Below are 20,088 nucleotides of genomic sequence, written 5' to 3'. Positions count from 1 at the left end.
CGGACGGGAATGGGGACGGAAGAGCGAGGACCGACGACGCGCGATGCGATGCATCGTGGATCGCCTTTCATCGGCAGCCAAGTCGCCGTTCATGCCGCCGATGTGCCGGCAATGCTGGCCGGTCGCCGGCTGTCACCAGCACCGAATGGTTTAGCGCTGGGCTATAGGATCCCTGCGGCTGCCGCTTCGATCGTCCGACGATTGCGCGCTGCCGCGGAGGAGGAAGCCGATTTTGGGCACACCTTCGTACTAATCCCTGTGCTTCTGGCGCTCGGCTCCCTCGTTTGGTTCGCGCTGGCGTATGATGTCGGAATTGCCAAACTTGCACCGCTGCTTTGCGTTTTCGGCATAGCGGCACTCCTGTGTCGAGGTCGTTTCGCGCCTTGGCGACCGATCGCGATCGTGCCGTTCATCTTCGTTGCCGGCATGTTGCTGGCAGCGGTGGAGACCGCGCGCCTCGGCACGGTCATTCTCGATGGCCCGGTGACGACGAGCATTCGCGGAAGCGTGTTGTCGCGCGAGCAGGATGATAGGGGGCGTTGGCGATATCTGGTCGAGATCAAGGAAACGTCCGTGCCGCGGCTGCGCAGACCGCCCTCCAAGGCAACACTGCTGGCGCGAAGTCAGCACGAAGGGTTTCCGGTCGGGGCGACCATCGAGGGAAAAGCGCGCCTTTCCCCGCCTTCGGGACCCGCGCTGCCCGGCTTGAACGATTTTGCCTTCGACGCCTTCTTCAAGGGCGTTGGAGCGGTCGGATTCTTCTACGGTGTTCCACGACAGATGCCAGATGCGCATGTTGCCGCTCGCACCGATACGTCCCTGTTGGCGCAAGGCAAGGCTTTTCTTGCTGGTGTGCGCGAAGCCGTTGGAGGCAGGATCCGGACGGTGGTCGGCGGTGATACGGGTGCGATTGCGGCGGCGCTCGTCACCTCCGAAGAACGAGCCATCAGCCGCGATACGGTCGAAACGCTGCGCGCCGCCGGCCTGTCGCATGTTCTGGCTATTTCGGGGCTGAACATGGTCCTGGCGGCGGGGACCTTTCTTGTTGGAGCGCGGACGCTGCTAAGTCTGGTTCCGGGCCTGGCCGAAAGGTTGCCGGTCAAGAAGATCGCCGCAGCGGGGGCCCTGGTGATGGTCCTGCTCTATATCCTGATCGCTGGTGGTGCAGTCTCGGCGCTTCGCTCCTGGATCATGATCTCCATCATGCTTGTAGCCGTCTTTTTCGACCGCGTTTCGATCAGCCTGCGGAATGTCGCTCTAGCGGCAATCATATCATCGCCTGGACACCGTCGGCAGTGGCCGGGCCGGGGTTCCAGATGTCTTTCGCCGCCACGCTGGCGCTGGTGGCTGGCTACGCCCGCTGGCGCGAGCATCGAATGCGGGAACGTGAGAGAGTAACCGGCGGCCACCGCTGGGAGTCGGCCTCGAACTTTGCCATAGGCAGCGTCGCCACGTCTCTCATCGGCGGCTTGGCGACGGCAGTCTATGCTGCCGCCCATTTTCATCGGCTGCCGGCCTATGGATTGATTGCCAACGTCCTCGCCACGCCATTGATAAGCATCCTCATCATGCCGTTCGGATTGTTCGCCATGCTGCTTATGCCATTCGGGCTTGAATATTATCCCCTGGTGGTGATGGGGCAGGGGCTGGATTGGATGCTCGCGGTGGCGCGCTACGTAGCTTCGTTCGATGGCGAGTGGGTGACGGGGCGGGTGGGCGCGACCGGTTTTGCCCTGGGGGCGTTCGGCGGCATCGTGCTGTGTGTGCTTCGAACGCGGCTGGCGCTCTTTGGTGCGGTATTGATGGTGTTCGGCGGCACGGCGATCGCCTGGGAGCGCCAGGCCCAACGTCCCTCGGTCGTGATATCGGAAGATGGCCAGTTGGTTGGGCTGATCGCCGAAGGCGCCATCGGCACCAACCGACCCAAGCCTCCGGGCTTTATCTTCTCGCAATGGCAACGGGCGCTTGCTGTTCCCAATCATGTTGCGCCTGTCGTCGAGAGTGCCTCGGCTACAGCGGCAAAAACGGCAGTGCGCGACCCAACAGCAAGCGCGGCGAAAGTGGCTGAGATCCTACCATCCGTGAAAGCAGGCGGCTTTATGTGCCGCAAAGGCGAATGGTGTGTCGGCCGCAGCCACGAGGGCTGGACCATCGTCATCGTCGACGCCCCCGAACTCTTTCCGTCCTTATGCGAGGCAGCAGACCTCGTCATCGCAGCCACCCGCCGGCCGTTGCCGGCCTGCAAATCGAGCCGCGCACTGATTGTGACCGCTGAGACTCTGCGGCGGAGCGGCGCGATCGAAATTTATGCCGATGAGACGGAGGTCGCAGCGCCGCCCCGTATGCGGATCGAGAAGTCGTTCGCCTCCACGGAGAGGCCATGGCAGCGTCATCGCCGGTATGACTGGCGCAGCAACGACTTCTCCCACGAGCAAGGCACTCTCTAGACCGACAGCGTCAGAGAATGCGATAAGGTCAATATTCTTGATTATTTTACTCCACAAATCCTTGCCATTCGGTCATAGTTCGTCGTAGAGAGCATGCGAAGGCAGGCTTGCTCGTCCCCGGGTTGCATCGCAGCCAGGCGGCAAGACAGGCGCACAATATGTGAGGAACGAGATGTCACACCGGACCCGGCCGCAATTGAATCTGTTGTTTGCGGCAACGCTCGCCATTTCACTTGTCGGAGCGGTTTCGACGGGCTTCGCCCAGGCGGTACGGCAAGATCCCCCCGCGGCAGTTGCCGGGCAAGCACAGGGCTCGGCAGCTGCCGTTACGGAACCGGCCGCCACCGGCGGCGAAGCGAGTGTCACGGCCGCGTCAGCGCTGCCTGCGTCTGTCGACGCCGCGGCGCCCGGGGCAAGCGCCAACCCGGTCCTTCCGCACGATCTTTCGCCGATCGGCATGTTTCTTGCCGCCGATATCGTCGTCAAGAGTGTGATGATTGGCCTGGCGATGGCATCCGTCGTCACCTGGGCGATGTTCCTTGTGAAGACGATAGAACTCGTCGGTGCAAAATCGCGGCTGAAGCGCGCCGTCCGAGTGCTCAGCGCTGCGGATGGCCTCGCCGAGGTCAAGGCCGGGCTCGACCGCAAGGCCGGCGTTGCTGCGGAAATGGTCTCGGCAGCGGTCGACGAAATGGCCCGTTCAGAGGCGGTTCTGGATCATGCTCCCGCCACCGGCATCAAAGAGCGCGTGTCATCGCTACTCGGCCGTATCGAGATTCGTGCCGGCAAGCAGATGAGCGGCGGCACCGGCATACTGGCTTCGATCGGTTCAGTTGGTCCCTTCGTCGGGCTGTTCGGTACGGTTTGGGGGATCATGAATTCGTTTATCGGCATCAGTAAAGCGCAGACGACCAACCTTGCGATCGTCGCGCCCGGTATTGCCGAGGCTTTGCTGGCAACGGCTATCGGTCTTGTCGCGGCCATTCCCGCGGTGGTGATTTACAACTACTTCGCGCGGTCGGTGGGCGGCTACAAGCTCATCCTGGCGGATGCGGCGGCAGCGGTGGAGCGATTGGTGAGCCGCGACCTCGACCATCGACATGTGCGCAAGGCGCAGCCGCAGAGGCGCGATGGCTATGTCGATGCTTCGATAACCAGGATCGGATAAGGCGATGGCGGGAAGGATTTCCGAAAGCGGTGGCGATCTCGACGAGAATAGCGAGATCAACGTGACGCCCTTCATCGACGTCATGCTCGTCCTGCTGATTATCTTCATGGTTGCTGCACCCTTGGCGACCGTCGACATGAAGGTCGACCTGCCGCAATCCGTGGCCAAGCCAGCGCCAAGAGACGACAAGCCGGTTTTCGTGACGTTGAAGGCAGACTTGACGCTGGCGATCGGCAACGAGGAAACGGCCCGCGAAAGCTTCGTTTCGGAACTCAATCGGATAACGAGCGGGAGCACGGAAACGCGCGTTCTCCTGCGCGCGGATCGCTTGGTCGACTACGGCGAACTGATGACGGTTATGAATCTCATTCAAGGTGCCGGCTACAGCAAGATCGCTCTTGTCGGTCTCGAGGCGGCGCCCGGGCGCTAGGGCATCCCGCTTTCTCTAGCCACCCGCAGCCCTTGGCTTCAAGATTTGTCGCGACGCTTCGAGGGACTGCCTGTCTTACTGAAATCGAATCTTTGAGCGATCCGCTCCGAGTGGTCGGCCGATCACGGGGCACGTCGCTACGCTCGTCGTCATGGAGGTGCTGCGGCTCTTGTCATGAGCTGTTGCCATCCTTCCCTTTTTGCTCGCCGAAATGTCGCTGTCGCTTGAAACCGGCGGTGCGCCGATTTATGAGCTTAGCAACGGGCTGCGCATCGGCAGCCAGATGCAAGATCGCGCGGATTTTCCGGACACCGGCGCCGCGCCTATCCGGGACACGAGGGCAGTACCATGAACTTCGAAGCAGCGCGCATTAAGATGGTCGACAATCAGGTCCGGACCACCGATGTGAACTCTCATTCGGTGCTGTCCGCCTTCCTTTCTGTTCCTCGCGAGGAGTTCGTGCCCGCAAAATTAAAGGAACTGGCCTATATCGATGCCGACATCGAACTCGTTGGCGGCGCCGAGCCGCGCTATCTGATGGAGCCATCGCCGCTCGCGAAGCTGTTGCAACTCGCCGGAATTTCCAAGTCCGACGTCGTGCTCGAGATTGGTTGCGGGACGGGTTATGCCTCAGCATTGCTATCCCTGATTGCCGGCTCTGTCGTCGCACTGGAAAGCGACGAGGGGCTGGCTGCTACGGCGACTGCGACGCTCGCGCGCCTCGGCTATGACAATATTGCAGTGGTGACCGGCAACCTTGCCGAAGGCTACGCCGCGGAATCTCCCTATGACGTGATTTTCATCAACGGCGCTGTGGAAACGATACCGGCGGGCCTTTTCGGGCAACTGCGCGACGGCGGGCGCCTCGTGGCGGTTGAAGGATTTAGTAACGCATCTCGTGCGAAAGTTTATGTGCGCGGATTCGGCAGGATCTCGGAACGGTCGGACTTCAACACGGCCGTCAAGCCTCTTCCCGGATTTCGCCGCGAGCGTACTTTTGTTTTCTGAGGCACCTCATATTGGTGACGCTCAGCATAGAAGTGTTGTTACCAAAATCGCAATGTTGCCAATTGGCAACGTATTCTCTGTTTCTTTTTGAAATGGCTACTGCGAGCGTCAGTGGACAGTTGTCGCAAGACCGAATCCGGGTTTCAAAGAGCACAGGGGTAGTGATTTGCTCGCCGATGGGTGCACGAGCATGTCACCACGATAGTTATGCAGGTCGCCTGATGCGGACTTGCTGGTAATTGCGGGGCGGCCCAGCTGCCTTGGCTGATCGGAGGGAAGATGGTGTCGATTGTCCGCAAAGCAGCCTTGTGGGCGGCTGTCTCGACCAGTGTGCTGATTGCGCCGCACGCGGCGCTGGCAGAGACGATCGCCGGCGCAATGGCGAAGGCCTATGCGAACAACCCGGATCTCAATGCCGCACGCGCCGGCCTTCGCGCCACCGATGAAGGGGTTCCGATTGCCAAGTCCGGCTTCCGGCCTCAGGTTTCGGCCTCGGCGACCGGTACGCTAACCCGCACTGACATCGAGAAAACCGGCACTCGCGATCTTCACAGCGGGCAGGTTGGCATTAGCATTACCCAGATGATTTTTGACGGGTTCCAGACACTGAACAACGTCAGAGCTGCCGAATCGGACGTCTTTTCCAGCCGCGAAACGCTGAAGGCGAATGAAATCCAGATCCTTCTCGCGGCAGCGCAGGCCTATGCCAATATCGCTCGCGACCAGCAGGTCGTTTCGATTCGCAGGCAGAACCTCGCGTTCCTGAGGGAACAGCTGAACGCCTCGCAAGCTCGCCTCGAGGTGGGTGAAGGAACGCGGACCGATGTGAGCCAGGCGGAAGCCGAACTCGCCAATGCGCAGTCGTTGCTTGTGAGCGCGATCGCCCAACTCAAGCAAAGTGAAGCGGTCTACGTGCAGATTGTTGGCGCGACTCCGACGGGAATCAGGCAGCCGGCGCCGGCCAGCAAAAGCATGCCGAGATCCCTCGATCAGGCGGTGGCTACAGGCTTGCGGGAGAACCCGCAGATTCTGGCTGCGCAATATGCAGTCGATTCGGCAGGCTTCCAGGTGAAGTCGGCCGAAGGCACGATGCTGCCCGGCGTCGTTCTGCAGGGGGCGGTGACGCGTAATACCGGTAACGCCGGCAACGGTTTGGACGATACCACCGCAAGCGTGACGGCGCGGTTGGAAGTGCCGATCTATCAGGGCGGCGCTGAATACGGACAGATACGCCAGGCTAAGGAAATCCTGGGCCAGCAGCGGATCCTTGTCGATTCCGCACGGGCTTCGGTTCAGCAGACCGTCGTCTCGGCCTACGCTCAGCTTGATTCCGCGCTCGCCCGAATCACCGCCAGCCGGTCGCAGATTTCGGCCGCCAACCTGGCGCTCGAGGGCGTTATCGAAGAACGAAAGGTCGGGCAGCGCACGACGCTCGACGTGCTCGATTCGCAGCAGGACGTTCTGGACGCGCAAGAGGCGCTCGCCGGCGCGCAGCGCGACGCCGTCGTGGCGAGCTATTCGCTGCTCGCGGCCATGGGCCGGCTGACCGTCAAGACTCAAGGTCTCGCGGTTGCCGAATATCGCTCTGAAGAGCACTACGAAGCCGTCAAGGACAAGTGGTTCGGTCTGCGGACCGTCGATGGCCGCTGACCGCATGAACTACAGCGCCGCGCGTCTTATCAGACGCGCAAGGGACACTGCAGCGCTTTGAATTGCTGCCTGTTTTTATCCTTGAATCGGCTATGATTTAAGGAAGCATGCAGTAGGGGGGCAGACGGCATCTGCCCCAAAAAACAAATCTGTGCAAGAATCTCCATGGTTGATTCGTGACGTTTGTTTCGTCCGCGAACTCACCTAAGGTCTGTTTGAAATCGGCACATGGATGCTTTTCAAGCCCGTGTTTGGCCGCACCAAACGAGGATGGAAATGGCACAGCTCAATGTCGCGCGTGAACCTTCGATGGACGAGATTCTGGCGTCCATTCGCAAGATCATCGAGAACAACGAGCCAGGGCAGATAGGATCCTCTGTCCCGCAAGAGTTCGAAGACGAAGCCGATGACGACATCGAACTGACAATCGACTCGGAAATCCAGGCGGCCGCGTTCGGCGCATCCGAAGAACCTCGTCCTTCGTCAAGGACGCAGTCCTATGTGTCTGCGGCCGACGCAACCGGCAGTACGGCAGAAACACAGGCTTCGCCGCAACCGCCGCTTTCCCTCGCCGACGTGGCGGCAAGGGTGAGAGCCGCCTCCGAACGCCACGCAGTGAACTATGCTTCAAAGGATCACGTCGGCCCGGCCTCTGCGCCTCCGGTGCAGGATAATCCGGTAATTACCTCGCGGATGGCGGCGGTCTCTTCGCCTGCGACTCCGGTAAACGCGAGTGCGAGGAAGGCGGAAGACGAGCCTGTCGGGAATGTTGCCGCAGAGCGGATGGTTTCCGCGCCCAACGCGTCGTCACAGGCGACCGTTCGGGAAGAAGTGGCCGACACCGAAGAGACGCCGCTGGGCGCGATCGTGTCGCCGGTCGTCAGCCGCCAGGTGGCGCGCTCATTCGAAGACCTTGCCCATGCTGTCGAGCAGGGACCCAGGCGTTCCTTCGACGAGATTGCGGAAGCGATGCTTCGGCCAATGCTGCAGGAGTGGCTGGATGATAATCTGCCAACCTTGGTCGAGCGTTTGGTGCGCGAGGAAATCGAACGCGTCGCGCGCGGTCCTCGTCGCTGACGCGGGCTTCTGCGGAGAGCTACTGCGTGATTCCTTAATCGGAATCGATTTAAGGACAAAATCATGCAGCACTTCAAAGTGCTACAGCGACCTTAGCGCGTCCATAGGACGCGCAGCGCTGTAAAGTCGCGGGCGTGATCGCTTGCGGCTTTTTTGCCGTTTGTGTTGACTTGCGCCGGGCCTTCCGGTTTACAAAACGCTGACATCAATTTCCAAAAAAAACTGGCCGAAAAATGCTTGATAAGACCTACGATTCCGCAGCCGTCGACCCGCGTATCGCCAAGAAGTGGGACGAAGAAAACGCGTTTCGTGCTGGCGCCGGTGCAAAGCCCGGCGCCGACAGCTTCTGCATTGTGATTCCGCCGCCGAACGTGACGGGCTCGTTGCATATGGGCCATGCGCTGAACAACACGCTGCAGGACATCATGGTGCGTTTCGAGCGTATGCGCGGCAAGGATGTGCTTTGGCAGCCGGGCATGGATCACGCCGGCATTGCCACACAGATGGTCGTCGAGCGTCAACTCGCGCAGAGAAAACTGCCCGGTCGGCGTGAGATGGGGCGTGAGGCGTTCGTTGAAAAGGTTTGGGAGTGGAAAGCCGAATCCGGTGGTCTGATCTTCAACCAGTTGAAGCGGCTGGGGGCGTCGTGCGACTGGTCGCGCGAACGCTTTACCATGGACGACGGCTTGTCCGAGGCCGTAATCGAGGTCTTTGTCAGCCTCTATAAGGAAGGCCTGATCTATCGCGACAAACGCCTCGTCAACTGGGACCCGAAACTGCAGACGGCGATCTCGGATATCGAAGTCGAGCAAGTCGAGGTCAATGGCCATCTCTGGCATTTGCGGTACCCTCTGGAAGAGGGCGTTACATACCAGCATCCTGTGGCCTTCGATGACGACGGCAACGGGACGGAATGGGAGACCCGCGACTACCTGGTCGTTGCCACCACGCGTCCGGAGACGATGCTCGGCGATACCGGCGTCGCGGTCCATCCGGATGACGTCCGCTACAAGGGTATCGTCGGCAAGCACGTGATACTGCCGATCGTCGGGAGGCGGATTCCGATCGTGGCCGACGAATACCCCGATCCGGCGACTGGCACCGGCGCCGTCAAGATGACGCCGGCCCACGACTTCAACGACTTCGACGTCGGCAAGCGGAGAGGACTTCGCCAGGTCAATGTCCTGACTGCGGACGGGCGGATCACGATCCAGAATAACGAGGACTTCCTTGAAGACCTCGATCATCCGGCTGCGCTTCACGGCGCCTGGGATCAGCTCGAAGGCAAGGACCGTTTCGAGGCCCGTAGGCTGATCGTCGAGATCCTCGAAGAGGCGGGGCTTGTCGATCACATCGAGCCGCACAGGCACACCGTGCCGCATGGCGACCGCGGCGGGGTACCGATCGAGCCACGCCTGACCGAGCAATGGTATGTCGACGCCAAGACCTTGGCCAGGCCCGCGATCGCCGCGGTCAGGGAGGGCCGGACCAACTTCGTTCCGAAGAACTGGGAAAAGACCTATTTCGAATGGATGGAGAACATCCAGCCCTGGTGCATTTCACGCCAGCTCTGGTGGGGGCACCAGATACCCGCGTGGTACGGTCCCGACGGCCAGATCTTCGTGGAAAAGACCGAAGAAGAGGCGCTGCATGCCGCGATCCAGCATTATATCGCGCACGAAGGACCGATGAAGGCCTATGTCGAAGACCTTCTCGAAAACTTCAAGCCGGGCGAGATCCTCACGCGCGACGAGGACGTGCTGGACACTTGGTTCTCGTCCGCGCTCTGGCCGTTCTCGACGCTCGGATGGCCGAACGAAACGCCGGAACTCGAAAGATACTACCAGACGGATGTTCTGGTGACGGGCTTTGACATCATCTTCTTCTGGGTCGCGCGCATGATGATGATGGGCCTTCATTTCATGAAGGACGCCGACGGCACGCCCGTCGAGCCGTTCCACACCGTTTACGTTCACGCGCTCGTTCGCGACAAGAACGGCCAGAAGATGTCGAAGTCGAAAGGCAACGTCATCGATCCATTGGAACTGATGGACGAATATGGCGCCGACGCGCTGCGCTTCACCCTGGCGATCATGGCGGCGCAGGGGCGCGACGTGAAACTCGATCCGGCCCGCATTGCCGGCTACCGCAACTTCGGCACCAAGCTCTGGAATGCGACGCGCTTCGCCGAGATGAATGGCGTGACGAACAGCGAAGGGTTCATTCCAGAAGCCACGTCGCTGACCATCAACCGCTGGATTCTGACTGAGCTTTCGCGAACGATCCGCGACGTAACGGAGGCGATCGACGGGTACCGCTTCAACGAAGCGGCCGGCGGTCTCTATCGCTTTGTCTGGAACCAGTTCTGCGACTGGTACCTCGAACTCTTGAAGCCCGTTTTCAACGGCGAGGACCAAGAGGCCAAGCGCGAGTCTCAGGCCTGCGTCGCTTACGTGCTGGACGAGACCTACAAGCTCTTGCATCCGTTCATGCCGTTCATGACGGAGGAGCTTTGGGAGAAGACCGCTGGTCCCGGACGCGAGCGTGAGACGCTGCTGTGTCACGCGGAATGGCCGTCAGCCTTCTACGCGGATGATGCTGCCGCAGACGAAATCAACTGGTTGATCGATCTCGTCTCGGGCATTCGCTCGGTGCGCGCCGAAATGAACGTTCCGCCGGCAGCGACGGCGCCACTCGTGATCGTCGGCGCAAATGGGCTGACCAGCGAGCGCCTTGACCGGCATGCCTCGGCGATAAAGCGCCTTGCTAGAGTGGAGAGCATCGAGCATGCGGCAGTAGCGCCGCGCGGCAGCGCCCAGATCGTCATCGCCGAAGCGACAGCCTGCCTTCCGCTCGGCAGCCTTATCGACCTTTCAGCAGAGAAGATCCGGCTGGAGAAGGCAATCGCCAAGGTTGAGGTCGAGCGCGAGAGAATTCTCGGTAAGCTCGCCAACGAGAAATTTGTCGCCAACGCCAAGGCCGAGTTGGTCGAGGCAGAGCGCGAAAGGCTCGTGGAACTGGACCTGCAGAAGGATTCGCTTGGGGTCGCCCTCAGCCGCGTGTCGGAAGCGGGTTAAAGCAACAGGACGACGCATTCCATCTGGATTCGCGTCGCTTTGGTTCGAATGCTTGGAACAAATTGCAATCCGCGGTAGAAATGCCGCGGATTTTCTATTCCGCACCCAGGATATTCGAATCAGACGTTGATGCGACGCGACTGAGCGCGGCAATACACGCCTTAGTTTTACTCACTGCCTCCCCAAAGATGCTTGCGCCTGAACGGCGCAAAAAGCGAAATTGTTGTTCCGCGGTCACACCTCGCCGTAGAAGTGGAATATTTTTTTCAACTATACGGAATGATTGGCGCTCATTGGAAAACCGTTCCCCAATTCCGGAATTGTGTCTAGATCATGAAATTCTTACGTAAATCTGATGGTCTATCCGCCGGCTAATCCCGCGAGTCCGCGGTTTGCCATTTCATGCAATCGTGAGGATACTCCCCGCCAAGCGCGACAGGAGCTGGATTGTCGCACACTGAAAGTGCAGGGGAGGAGCTTAATGGCTCAAAGTGGAATGACGCGGGGCATTTTGGCGGTCGTCGCCGGAATGCTCGTGGTATCGGCTGCGCACGCTGGGGGGCTTGAGCGCAGCGGTTACAATATCGATTTGTTGTTCGACCCGTCGGATTATGCTGCCGAAGCAACGGCGACTTACGTCAATCCGCAGCGTGAACTGAAGAATGTCCGGGATACAAACCCCGCGCCTACAAATCCGTTAGCGGGGGAGTTTGGCGGAGGGAACCTGAATGGTCGTCCTAACAGCGTGGACGACACGGAAAGTTATTGGGCGCCCCGTATTGGTGTTAAGGCTGCTTTGGGTGACAGCATTGACTGTATGGCGGACTACTCGCAGCCTTGGGGCGCCCACACCAATCCCGGCCAGAACTGGGCCGGTGCCAACAACAACATCGAGACAAAGGTTGAAAGCGACAACTACGCGGCGACCTGCTCCTACAAGTGGGAGATGGGTCCCGGCTACGTTCGTGTGATTGGGGGCGCCTTCTATCAGGAGGTCGGAGGCTTTAAAGAGCGGCTTGTTCAGGATCCCGCGTTCTTGCCATTCGGCCTTTCGGGCGTTGGACGTCTCGAACTGGAGGACAACGGCTGGGGCTGGCGAACGGGCGTAGCCTACGAAATCCCCGAATATGCAATGCGGGCGAGCCTCGTCTATAACAGCGCTGTTGATCTCGACGATCTGACAGGCTTCATCGACCTCCGTCAGCTTGGCCTCACCAAGTACGATGTCAGCGGTTCCGCGTCGATGCCGGATTCGCTGGAACTTAAAGTGCAGTCCGGTATTGCTCCGGGGTGGTTGGCATTCGGCTCTGTCAAGTGGACCGATTGGAGCCAGTTGCAGGTTGTCAAGTTCTGTCCGGCTACTGTAACGGCGCTCACGCCATGCACGACCCTTGACCTCCTCTATCGCGATGGTTGGACGATCAGCGGCGGCATCGGGCACAAGTTCAACGATCAGTGGAGCGGGGCAGTCAGCCTGACCTGGGACCGTGGCACCAGCCACGGCTATGGCACCCAGACCGACACCTGGTTACTCGGCACAGGCGTTTCCTACACGCCCACCCAGAATGTCGAGGTTCGCCTTGCCGGAAGTGTCGGGATCTTGACCAGCGGCAGCTCAGGACCGGTTACGTTCGATGGACAGGTCATCGGCGATGACGTTTCCTATGACTTCGACAATGATTTCGTAGGCGCGATCTCAACATCGCTAAAGGTCAAGTTCTGACCCCATTGATTAGAGCGCTAAAGGCCCGGTTTTCACCGGGCCTTACTTTTATCAGCGCGGGTGTTTTCGGCTGACGGCATCACTTTTATGAGCGTTCATGAATGTGACGATTCAGCAACACATTTGCTGCTATGGTTTGCTAGGATCGTGGCCGGTTCAACTATGTCCATTTCCCGCCACAAAATGAGAGCAGCGATGATAGCCACAAATGTGCGATCGAGTGCAGTACCTGCGTTTTGAGGTGAATTGAGTTTGTGTGCTGTCAGGACATCCCGTCGAAATTGGCATCAAACGCCTTGCCGATCCGTGATCGGCGTTGGGGGAGGAGATGTGCGGGAAAATTTGGCGACAGATACGCATGGTCTTAGCCTTGCCAGGGATCTGTGAGCACTCGAATGGCAAGCAACCGTGCACAGATTGATGTTTGCAGCGGTGGTGAGTTCGGCGTTGCCGGCTGGAACGGAAGAAATTGATTGTGATGCTCGCGGGTGAATTCAAGTCGCTTAGGATTGCGGTGCTCGGTGTGTCGCTGGCGGTTGGTGCCTCCACCGCAGGGCCCGCTCGAGCGTTCGATCCGGGAGCGGGCGTTTCCAAGGAATCCGGCCCGTTCGCCCTCTTCAAGTTTGGCTTTTCCGCCTACAAGAACGGCAGAAAGGACGAGGCGGTCGAGGCTTATCGTTATGCCGCCGAAAAGGGACATACGGGATCGCGCTGGGCGCTCGCCAATATGTATGCCTATGGCGACGGGGTCACCGAGAACGATCTAGAGGCGTTCAAGATCTACAGCGAAATTGCCCAGCAGGGCGTCGAACCCGGGTCGGAAGACACGGGTTATTTTGTCAACGCGCTGATCTCGCTTGCCGGCTACTATCGGCGCGGCATTCCCGACAGCCCGGTGAAGGTGGACCTGGCACAGGCCCGGCAGTTGTATTTCCAGGCGGCGTCGACGTTCGGTGTCGCGGAGGCGCAATTTCAGCTGGCGCGCATGCTGCTTTCGGGCGAGGGCGGCACCGTCAATGTTCAACAGGCCAAGAAGTGGTTGAACCGCGCACGCAAGAATGGCCATGCCGGAGCCATGGGCGTGTTCGGAAACGTCATCTTTCAGGAAGGCCAGACCGTTCGTGGCCTTGCCTACATGACCGCGGCGCTTGACCAGTGTTCGCCGAAGGACAAGCCCTGGCTGCAGTCGATGCAGGAGCAGGCCTTCTCGCTGGCGACTGAAGACGATCGCCGCGTGGCGATCACCATGTCGCAGAACATGCACCTGCAGGCAGACGACGACTAGCCCCTGCGACTACGCCGCTTCGAAGGCGAATTCGCCTGCGACCGGCACGTGGTCGGACGGTTTTTCCCAGGAGCGCACGTGTTTTTCTATCGACGTGGACAAGAGCTTGTCGGCGGCCTCGGGCGACATCATCAGGTGATCGATGCGAATGCCGAAATTTTTCGGCCAGCATCCGGCCTGATAATCCCAGAATGAATAGAGCCGCACCTCGTCCGAGGTGGCGCGCACGGCGTCGGTGAATCCGAGATTGCGAAGACGCCGGAAAGCCGCTCGCGTTTCCGGCAGGAAGAGCGCATCGTTCTGCCAGACCTTGACGTCCCAGCAGTCGTGGGCTTCCGGAATGACATTGTAGTCGCCGGCGAGAATGAGCGGTTCTTCGAGCCTGAGCCTCTGCTCCGCGAAGGTCGCCAGACGCTGCATCCAACTCAGCTTGTAAGGGTATTTTTCGCTGTCGACGGGATTTCCGTTCGGCAGGTAGAGGCAACACACGCGGATCGCGCCGCCTTTGAGGGAGAAAACACCCTCTATGAAGCGTGCCTGCTCGTCCATCTCGTCTCCCGGCAGGCCGCGATTGACTTCGTCTGGCCGCATTTTCGAGAGCAGTGCGACGCCGTTGAAACCCTTCTGGCCGTGCGTTTCTACGTGGTAGCCGAGTGCTTCGATCTCACTCCTCGGAAACGCCTCGTCCACTGATTTGATTTCCTGCAGGCAGGCGATGTCCGGGTTTGATTCCTTGAGCCAGGCGACGAGGCCGTCGAGGCGCGCCTTGGCGCCGTTGATGTTCCAGGTGGCAATCTTCATGGGCCAGCATCGCCTTTCTTATACGTGAATCCTTGCGGACGATTCGTTGTAGCGGCTGCGAATTCTTTTGACAAATCCGATACCTGGGAACATCGGCGCCGCTCAAGGGAAACCATCGGGCGCGGCGCGATCTCGCTTTCCGCGCGCCGCATTTCTGCTGACGGTTGCAGGAATTGATTCCGCCCTGTCTGGCTCTATAGTCCCCGGCATGATCGCGTTCGTCGAAAACTACTGGCCGCATTTTCTGGCGCTGCTCTCCTTCGCCTTGGGCATACCGGCGATCGTCCACGCAGCGATGACCAAGGACGATGTACGCGCCGCCGCCGGCTGGGTCGGCGTCGTCCTCCTGTCGCCGGTGATAGGGGCGGTGGTCTACGCGGTTGCGGGCATCAATCGCATTCGCCGTACGTCCATCGGCCTGCAGCGCTCGTTGTTGCGCCCGAGAGGGGCAGATCAGTTCGGCCGTTACGACGTCACGCACGACGAAGTCGCCGTCCGCTTCGGACATCGCTTTGCTGCGATGAAGATGCTGGGGGACAGGGTCGCGCGGCACGCGATGTCGACCGGAAACCACATCACCATGTTGGAAGGCGGTGATACCGTCTATGCCGCAATGCTTGAGGAAATTGCCGGTGCGCGCCGCAGCATCCTCATTGAAAGCTACATCTTCGACAGGGATCCGATCGGCCTGCGCTTTGCCGATGCGCTCATTGCGGCGGCGAAGCGCAGCGTCAGCGTCAGGGTTTTGATCGATGCGGTCGGGGCGCGCTATTCGGTGCCGAGCGTCGTCAGCTATCTGAAGGAAGGCGGGGTACCGACCGCGGTATTCAACGGCAATATCATCATGGGGCTGCGGCTCCCCTATGCGAATCTCAGAACCCACCGGAAGATTCTGGTCATTGATGGCGTTGTCGCTTTCGCCGGCGGCATGAACATTCGCGCCGGCTTCACGACCGAAGTGGCGGGAAAGGCGGCCTCGTTCGACACGCATTTCCGTGTCACCGGACCGGTCGTTGCCGACGTTTTCCAGGTCGCCGCGGAGGATTGGCAATTTTCAAGCGGAGAGAGCCTTGAGGGCGATGAATGGAAGATCGGCGTGCCCGAGGAGATACCGGACACGCCCCCAGTCCTCATGCGCGCGGTTCCGTCCGGTCCGGACAGCACGAATGAGACCAATCATAAGATGCTGATGGGCGCCTTCTCGGTTGCGCGCAAGCATATCCGCCTGATGTCGCCGTATTTCCTTCCGGACAAGGAACTGGTCAGCGCCCTGGTGACCGCCGCCCGCAGGGGCGTGGAAGTGGACATCGTCGTGCCGGCCGTCAACAATCTGACCCTCATCGACAGGGCAATGACCGCCCAGTTCGACCAGGTTCTCAAAGGCCATTGCCGAGTGTGGCGGGCACAGGGAGCGTTCAACCATTCCAAGCTGATGGTCGTCGATGAGCGTTGGACCTATGTCGGTTCGAGCAACCTCGACCCGCGCTCGCTGCGCCTCAATTTCGAGTTCGATCTCGAGGTCCTCGACGACGCGTTTGCGCAGGCAGTCAGCAGCAAGATCTGCGCGGCATTGACGTCGGCGGAGGAGGTTACCCTTGCGGGATTGCGCAATCAGCCTTTCCCGAATCGTCTGGCGAACCGCCTGCTTTGGCTGGGGTCACCCTATCTTTAGCTACTGCCTGTTTCCTTAAATCGACCCGATTTAAGGATAAAAACATGCAGCAATCCTTTGCGCGTCTGGAAAGACGCACGACGCTGTAGGGCTTGCTTGCAGGAGGTGAAGCGCTGACCTTCGTCAGATCGAAAAGCTCGTCCCGCAGCCGCAGCTTGCAACGGCGTTCGGATTCTTGATCTGAAAGGACTGGCCAAGTAGGTTATCGACGAAATCGATTTCCGAGCCGCCCATATAGACGAGGGATAGGCTGTCGATCAGAACCTTGGCGCTTCCCTTTTCGAGCACCAGATCGTCATCGTTTTCGGCGTCGACCAGATCGAATTTGTAAGAAAAACCGGAGCAGCCGCCACCTTCGACGGAGACACGCATCGCGTTCTTGTTCTTCTCCGTCTGGAGAATTGCGGCGATGCGCTTGGCAGCCGCATCTGAAAGGGTCACTGTTTCCTGTGTCATAGATGCCTCCTGCCGGGGTCAAGAACCGGAGAGATTCGTTTTCGCGCCTGGCCTTCCGAACGTTCAGCCGAAAAATCGGCCCGAAGTCCTGCTGCCAAACCATTGATCTGTCTTCAGGACCCTCACGACAGTTCGCCGCGGCTTTCCTGTAGCGTACACTATAGGTATGAAGGCTTGAATGTCCCGTCAATGGGACGGCCGGCACAGGTGAGAAATGACTTTCGACAGACAGGCCCTCGGCTTCGGTTACGGCGAGCATGCCGTCTTTGCGTCGGATCCTTGGGCTACGCGCGGCAGGCTCTATCTCGAGGCTGGGAGCCCGACACGCTCCGATTTCCAGCGTGACCGCGATCGCATCGTCCATACGACGGCGTTTCGCCGGTTGAAGCACAAGACGCAGGTATTCATCGCCGCGGATGGCGACCACTACCGCACCCGCCTTACGCATACGATCGAGGTTGCGCAGATCGCACGCGCGCTGGCACGCGCCCTGAAGCTGGACGAGGATCTCGCGGAGGGCGTCGCCCTTGTGCACGATTTTGGCCACACGCCCTTCGGGCATACCGGCGAGGACGCGCTGCACGAGGTGCTGAAACCCTATGGCGGCTTTGATCACAACGCGCAGTCGCTGCGCATCGTCACAAAGCTGGAGCGACGCTACGCGGAATTCGACGGACTGAACCTCACTTGGGAAAGCCTCGAAGGTCTCGTCAAGCACAACGGCCCGCTGATGACTCTGGCGGGCGAGGGCACGCGCGGCCCGCTCCCGCAGCCGATCCTCGATTATTGCGTCCTGCACGATCTCGAGCTTGCGAGCTTTGCAAGCCTCGAAGCCCAGGTCGCAGCGATTGCCGACGACATCGCGTACAATACCCATGACATAGACGATGGGCTGCGGGCGGGATACCTCACCTTCGAGATGCTGGAGGAGGTTCCGTTCCTCGCGCAGTTGATGCGTGAGGTCCATGATCGCTATCCGCGACTGGAAAGCAGCCGCTTCACGCATGAGATCATGAGGCGCCAGATCACTGCGATGGTGGAGGACGTCATTGGCGTGGCTCAGACGCGTCTTAGTGAAGTGCGGCCACAAAGTGCGAGCGAAGTGCGGCAGGCGGGCAAGGTGATCGCCACCTTCTCGGCAGAGATGAGCGAGACCGACCGGCAGATCAAACACCTTCTGATGACCCGAATCTACCGCCATCCGGAGGTGATGAGGATACGGCAGGGAGCAGCCTCGATCGTCACCGATCTCTACCGTGCCTTCATGGCCGATCCGCTTTTGATGAAGGAACACTACTGGATCGACCAGATTGTCGGGATGGCGGAACCGGTTCGGGCGCGCCACGTGGGAGACTATCTCGCCGGGATGACGGACACTTTCGCGATCAGTGCGCACAGGCGCTTGTTTGACCACACGCCTGATTTGCGCTAGTGACGCCCCCGCCCGGAGGCTGCAGGTTCGTAAGAACCCGGCCTCCTTTTTGAGTTTTGCGCCATTCTCCAGGTAGGCTGGAAAAAGCGGACGGATCAGATGAATCTTTTCACAGACTTCGAATCAAGAATTAAAAATATTCTAGAAGCGCTTGATATCGTGCGTGAAAAGCGATCCGAACTTGACTTCGGGCGCATCAATATCGAACCGCCTCGCGATGCAAGTCATGGCGACGTGGCGACCAATGCCGCCATGGTTCTCGCCAAATCGCTGGGTATGAATCCGCGCGCGCTTGCCGACCTTATCGTCGAGAAACTCAGGCAGGATCCGGAAATCACCGAGGTTACCGTTGCCGGACCGGGCTTTATCAACGTCCGCTTGTCGGTTTCCTATTGGCAGAAGCTCCTGGCCTCCGTCGTGAGGGCCGGCACCGACTACGGCCGCAGCACTGTCGGCGCGGGACGCAAGGTGAATGTCGAATACGTTTCCGCCAACCCGACGGGGCCGATGCACGTTGGCCATTGCCGCGGCGCGGTTGTCGGCGATGCGCTGGCCAATCTTCTCGCCTTTGCCGGCTACGACGTGACCAAGGAATATTATATCAACGATGCGGGCTCGCAGATCGATGTCCTGGCGCGTTCGGCGTTCCTGCGGTATCGGCAGGCGCTTGGTGAGGACATCGGGGAGATCCCGCCAGGGCTCTATCCCGGTAACTATCTCGTCCCGGTGGGCGAGGCGCTGGCGGATGAATTCGGCACAAGCCTCCGGATCATGCCGGACGACAAGTGGATGCCCCTCGTCAAGGAGCGCGTGATCGACGCGATGATGGCGATGATCCGCGAGGACCTGGCTGCGCTGAACGTCCATCACGATGTCTTCTTCTCCGAGCGGACGCTGCACGACAACAATGCAACGCGGATCCGCACCGCGATCAACGATCTGACTTTCAAGGGACATGTCTACAAGGGCACGCTGCCGCCCCCGAAGGGACAGTTGCCGGAGGATTGGGAAGACCGCGAGCAGACGTTGTTTCGTTCGACGGAAGTCGGCGACGACATCGACCGCCCTCTCATCAAGTCAGACGGCAGTTATACCTATTTCGCCGCCGACGTTGCTTACTTCAAGGATAAGTTCGACCGCGGCTTCAACGAGATGATCTATGTGCTTGGCGCCGACCACGGCGGCTACGTCAAGCGGCTGGAAGCACTGGCTCGCGCCGTGTCGGGCGGGACGGCCAAGCTGACGGTACTGCTTTGCCAACTCGTCAAGCTCTACCGTGGCGGCGAGCCGGTGAAGATGTCCAAGCGGTCCGGCGACTTCGTAACGCTGCGCGACGTCGTCGAAGAGGTTGGACGGGACCCTGTCCGCTTCATGATGATCTACCGGAAAAACACCGAGCCTCTCGACTTCGACTTCGCCAAGGTGACCGAACAGTCGAAGGATAACCCGGTCTTCTACGTACAATATGCGCACGCACGCTGCAGCTCAGTGTTCCGCCAGGCGGCGGAAGCGTTCCCTGATCTTGATTTCTCGTCGCTTGATCTTGCCACGGCAGTGACGGGAGCGATCGTTGATCCTGCCGAGATGCAGCTTGTCGCGAAGCTCGCAGAATATCCCCGCGTCATCGAGGCAGCGGCACTCTCGCAGGAGCCTCACCGAATCGCTTTTTATCTGTATGATCTTGCCGCAGCCTTCCACGGACACTGGAACAAAGGTAAAGAAAATCCAGAATTACGTTTTGTTAACGATAAGAACCGAGAATTAAGCATTGCCAGACTCGGGCTGGTGCATGCTGTCGCCTCGGTACTGAAGTCAGGCCTGTCTATTACAGGCACCTCAGCGCCGGAAGAGATGCGGTAAGT

The 20,088-nt window shown here is 59.8% G+C and carries 13 protein-coding genes and 1 pseudogene; 12 read left to right on the top strand and 2 right to left on the bottom strand.

What is annotated here, in order from left to right:
* The first annotated feature begins 111 nt into the window (after positions 1–111).
* From QN222_RS19380 to exoR, 9 genes and pseudogenes are all read left to right on the top strand, one after another.
* Positions 112–2,447, top strand: a pseudogene (locus tag QN222_RS19380) (ComEC/Rec2 family competence protein).
* 172 nt (positions 2,448–2,619) lie between these two features.
* Complete coding sequence (gene exbB / locus QN222_RS19375; protein ID WP_283965071.1) at positions 2,620–3,615, top strand: tonB-system energizer ExbB; 996 nt, start codon at positions 2,620–2,622, stop codon at positions 3,613–3,615.
* A gap of 4 nt (positions 3,616–3,619) precedes the next feature.
* Complete coding sequence (gene exbD, locus QN222_RS19370) at positions 3,620–4,045, top strand: TonB system transport protein ExbD (protein ID WP_283965072.1); 426 nt, start codon at positions 3,620–3,622, stop codon at positions 4,043–4,045.
* Positions 4,046–4,393: 348 nt separating this feature from the next.
* A complete protein-coding gene (locus tag QN222_RS19365; protein WP_283965073.1) occupies positions 4,394–5,053 on the top strand; it encodes a protein-L-isoaspartate O-methyltransferase in 660 nt (219 codons plus the stop codon).
* A gap of 279 nt (positions 5,054–5,332) precedes the next feature.
* A complete protein-coding gene (gene tolC, locus QN222_RS19360) occupies positions 5,333–6,703 on the top strand; it encodes an outer membrane channel protein TolC (RefSeq protein WP_283965074.1) in 1,371 nt (456 codons plus the stop codon).
* A gap of 276 nt (positions 6,704–6,979) precedes the next feature.
* A complete protein-coding gene (locus QN222_RS19355) occupies positions 6,980–7,780 on the top strand; it encodes a PopZ family protein (protein WP_283965075.1) in 801 nt (266 codons plus the stop codon).
* A 233-nt stretch (positions 7,781–8,013) separates the two neighbouring features.
* Positions 8,014–10,857, top strand: a complete 2,844-nt coding sequence (locus QN222_RS19350) for a valine--tRNA ligase (protein WP_283965076.1) — start codon at positions 8,014–8,016, stop codon at positions 10,855–10,857.
* A 481-nt stretch (positions 10,858–11,338) separates the two neighbouring features.
* Positions 11,339–12,580, top strand: coding sequence for an OmpP1/FadL family transporter (locus QN222_RS19345; RefSeq protein WP_283965077.1), 1,242 nt, complete (start codon positions 11,339–11,341; stop codon positions 12,578–12,580).
* A 478-nt stretch (positions 12,581–13,058) separates the two neighbouring features.
* A complete protein-coding gene (exoR, locus tag QN222_RS19340; protein ID WP_180941440.1) occupies positions 13,059–13,865 on the top strand; it encodes an exopolysaccharide production regulator ExoR in 807 nt (268 codons plus the stop codon).
* A gap of 9 nt (positions 13,866–13,874) precedes the next feature.
* On the opposite strand, the gene xth is transcribed toward exoR, so the two are convergent.
* Positions 13,875–14,666, bottom strand: coding sequence for an exodeoxyribonuclease III (xth, locus tag QN222_RS19335; RefSeq protein ID WP_283965078.1), 792 nt, complete (start codon positions 14,664–14,666; stop codon positions 13,875–13,877).
* 208 nt (positions 14,667–14,874) lie between these two features.
* Between xth and QN222_RS19330 the strand changes: the two genes are divergently transcribed.
* The gene (locus QN222_RS19330) at positions 14,875–16,338 is read left to right on the top strand and encodes a phospholipase D-like domain-containing protein (protein WP_283965079.1); all 1,464 of its coding nucleotides are present in this window, start codon (positions 14,875–14,877) and stop codon (positions 16,336–16,338) included.
* 123 nt (positions 16,339–16,461) lie between these two features.
* On the opposite strand, the gene erpA is transcribed toward QN222_RS19330, so the two are convergent.
* Entirely contained in the window at positions 16,462–16,794 is a 333-nt protein-coding gene (gene erpA / locus QN222_RS19325) for an iron-sulfur cluster insertion protein ErpA (RefSeq protein ID WP_180940984.1), read from the bottom strand.
* Between the two features lie 214 nt (positions 16,795–17,008).
* On the opposite strand from erpA, the gene QN222_RS19320 reads away from it, so the two are divergent.
* Positions 17,009–18,226 (top strand): deoxyguanosinetriphosphate triphosphohydrolase, encoded by a 1,218-nt coding sequence (locus tag QN222_RS19320; protein WP_283965080.1) that lies wholly within the window; start codon positions 17,009–17,011, stop codon positions 18,224–18,226.
* Positions 18,227–18,325: 99 nt separating this feature from the next.
* The gene (gene argS, locus QN222_RS19315) at positions 18,326–20,086 is read left to right on the top strand and encodes an arginine--tRNA ligase (RefSeq protein WP_284005554.1); all 1,761 of its coding nucleotides are present in this window, start codon (positions 18,326–18,328) and stop codon (positions 20,084–20,086) included.
* Positions 20,087–20,088 lie beyond the last annotated feature (2 nt).

Source organism: Sinorhizobium sp. 6-70 (assembly GCF_030124375.1).
Taxonomy (GTDB): Bacteria; Pseudomonadota; Alphaproteobacteria; order Rhizobiales; family Rhizobiaceae; genus Sinorhizobium.
Note: the sequence above shows the minus strand (reverse complement) of the source record. Positions and strands in the feature narration are given on the sequence as shown.

Excerpts from the sequence above, each read along its gene's own strand:
- exbB (WP_283965071.1), top strand. The coding sequence starts at position 2,620 with ATGTCACACCGGACCCGGCCGCAATTGAATCTGTTGTTTGCGGCAACG.
- exbD (WP_283965072.1), top strand. The coding sequence starts at position 3,620 with ATGGCGGGAAGGATTTCCGAAAGCGGTGGCGATCTCGACGAGAATAGC.
- QN222_RS19365 (WP_283965073.1), top strand. The coding sequence starts at position 4,394 with ATGAACTTCGAAGCAGCGCGCATTAAGATGGTCGACAATCAGGTCCGG.
- tolC (WP_283965074.1), top strand. The coding sequence starts at position 5,333 with ATGGTGTCGATTGTCCGCAAAGCAGCCTTGTGGGCGGCTGTCTCGACC.
- QN222_RS19355 (WP_283965075.1), top strand. The coding sequence starts at position 6,980 with ATGGCACAGCTCAATGTCGCGCGTGAACCTTCGATGGACGAGATTCTG.
- QN222_RS19350 (WP_283965076.1), top strand. The coding sequence starts at position 8,014 with ATGCTTGATAAGACCTACGATTCCGCAGCCGTCGACCCGCGTATCGCC.
- QN222_RS19345 (WP_283965077.1), top strand. The coding sequence starts at position 11,339 with ATGGCTCAAAGTGGAATGACGCGGGGCATTTTGGCGGTCGTCGCCGGA.
- exoR (WP_180941440.1), top strand. The coding sequence starts at position 13,059 with ATGCTCGCGGGTGAATTCAAGTCGCTTAGGATTGCGGTGCTCGGTGTG.
- xth (WP_283965078.1), bottom strand. The coding sequence starts at position 14,666 with ATGAAGATTGCCACCTGGAACATCAACGGCGCCAAGGCGCGCCTCGAC.
- QN222_RS19330 (WP_283965079.1), top strand. The coding sequence starts at position 14,875 with ATGATCGCGTTCGTCGAAAACTACTGGCCGCATTTTCTGGCGCTGCTC.
- erpA (WP_180940984.1), bottom strand. The coding sequence starts at position 16,794 with ATGACACAGGAAACAGTGACCCTTTCAGATGCGGCTGCCAAGCGCATC.
- QN222_RS19320 (WP_283965080.1), top strand. The coding sequence starts at position 17,009 with ATGACTTTCGACAGACAGGCCCTCGGCTTCGGTTACGGCGAGCATGCC.
- argS (WP_284005554.1), top strand. The coding sequence starts at position 18,326 with ATGAATCTTTTCACAGACTTCGAATCAAGAATTAAAAATATTCTAGAA.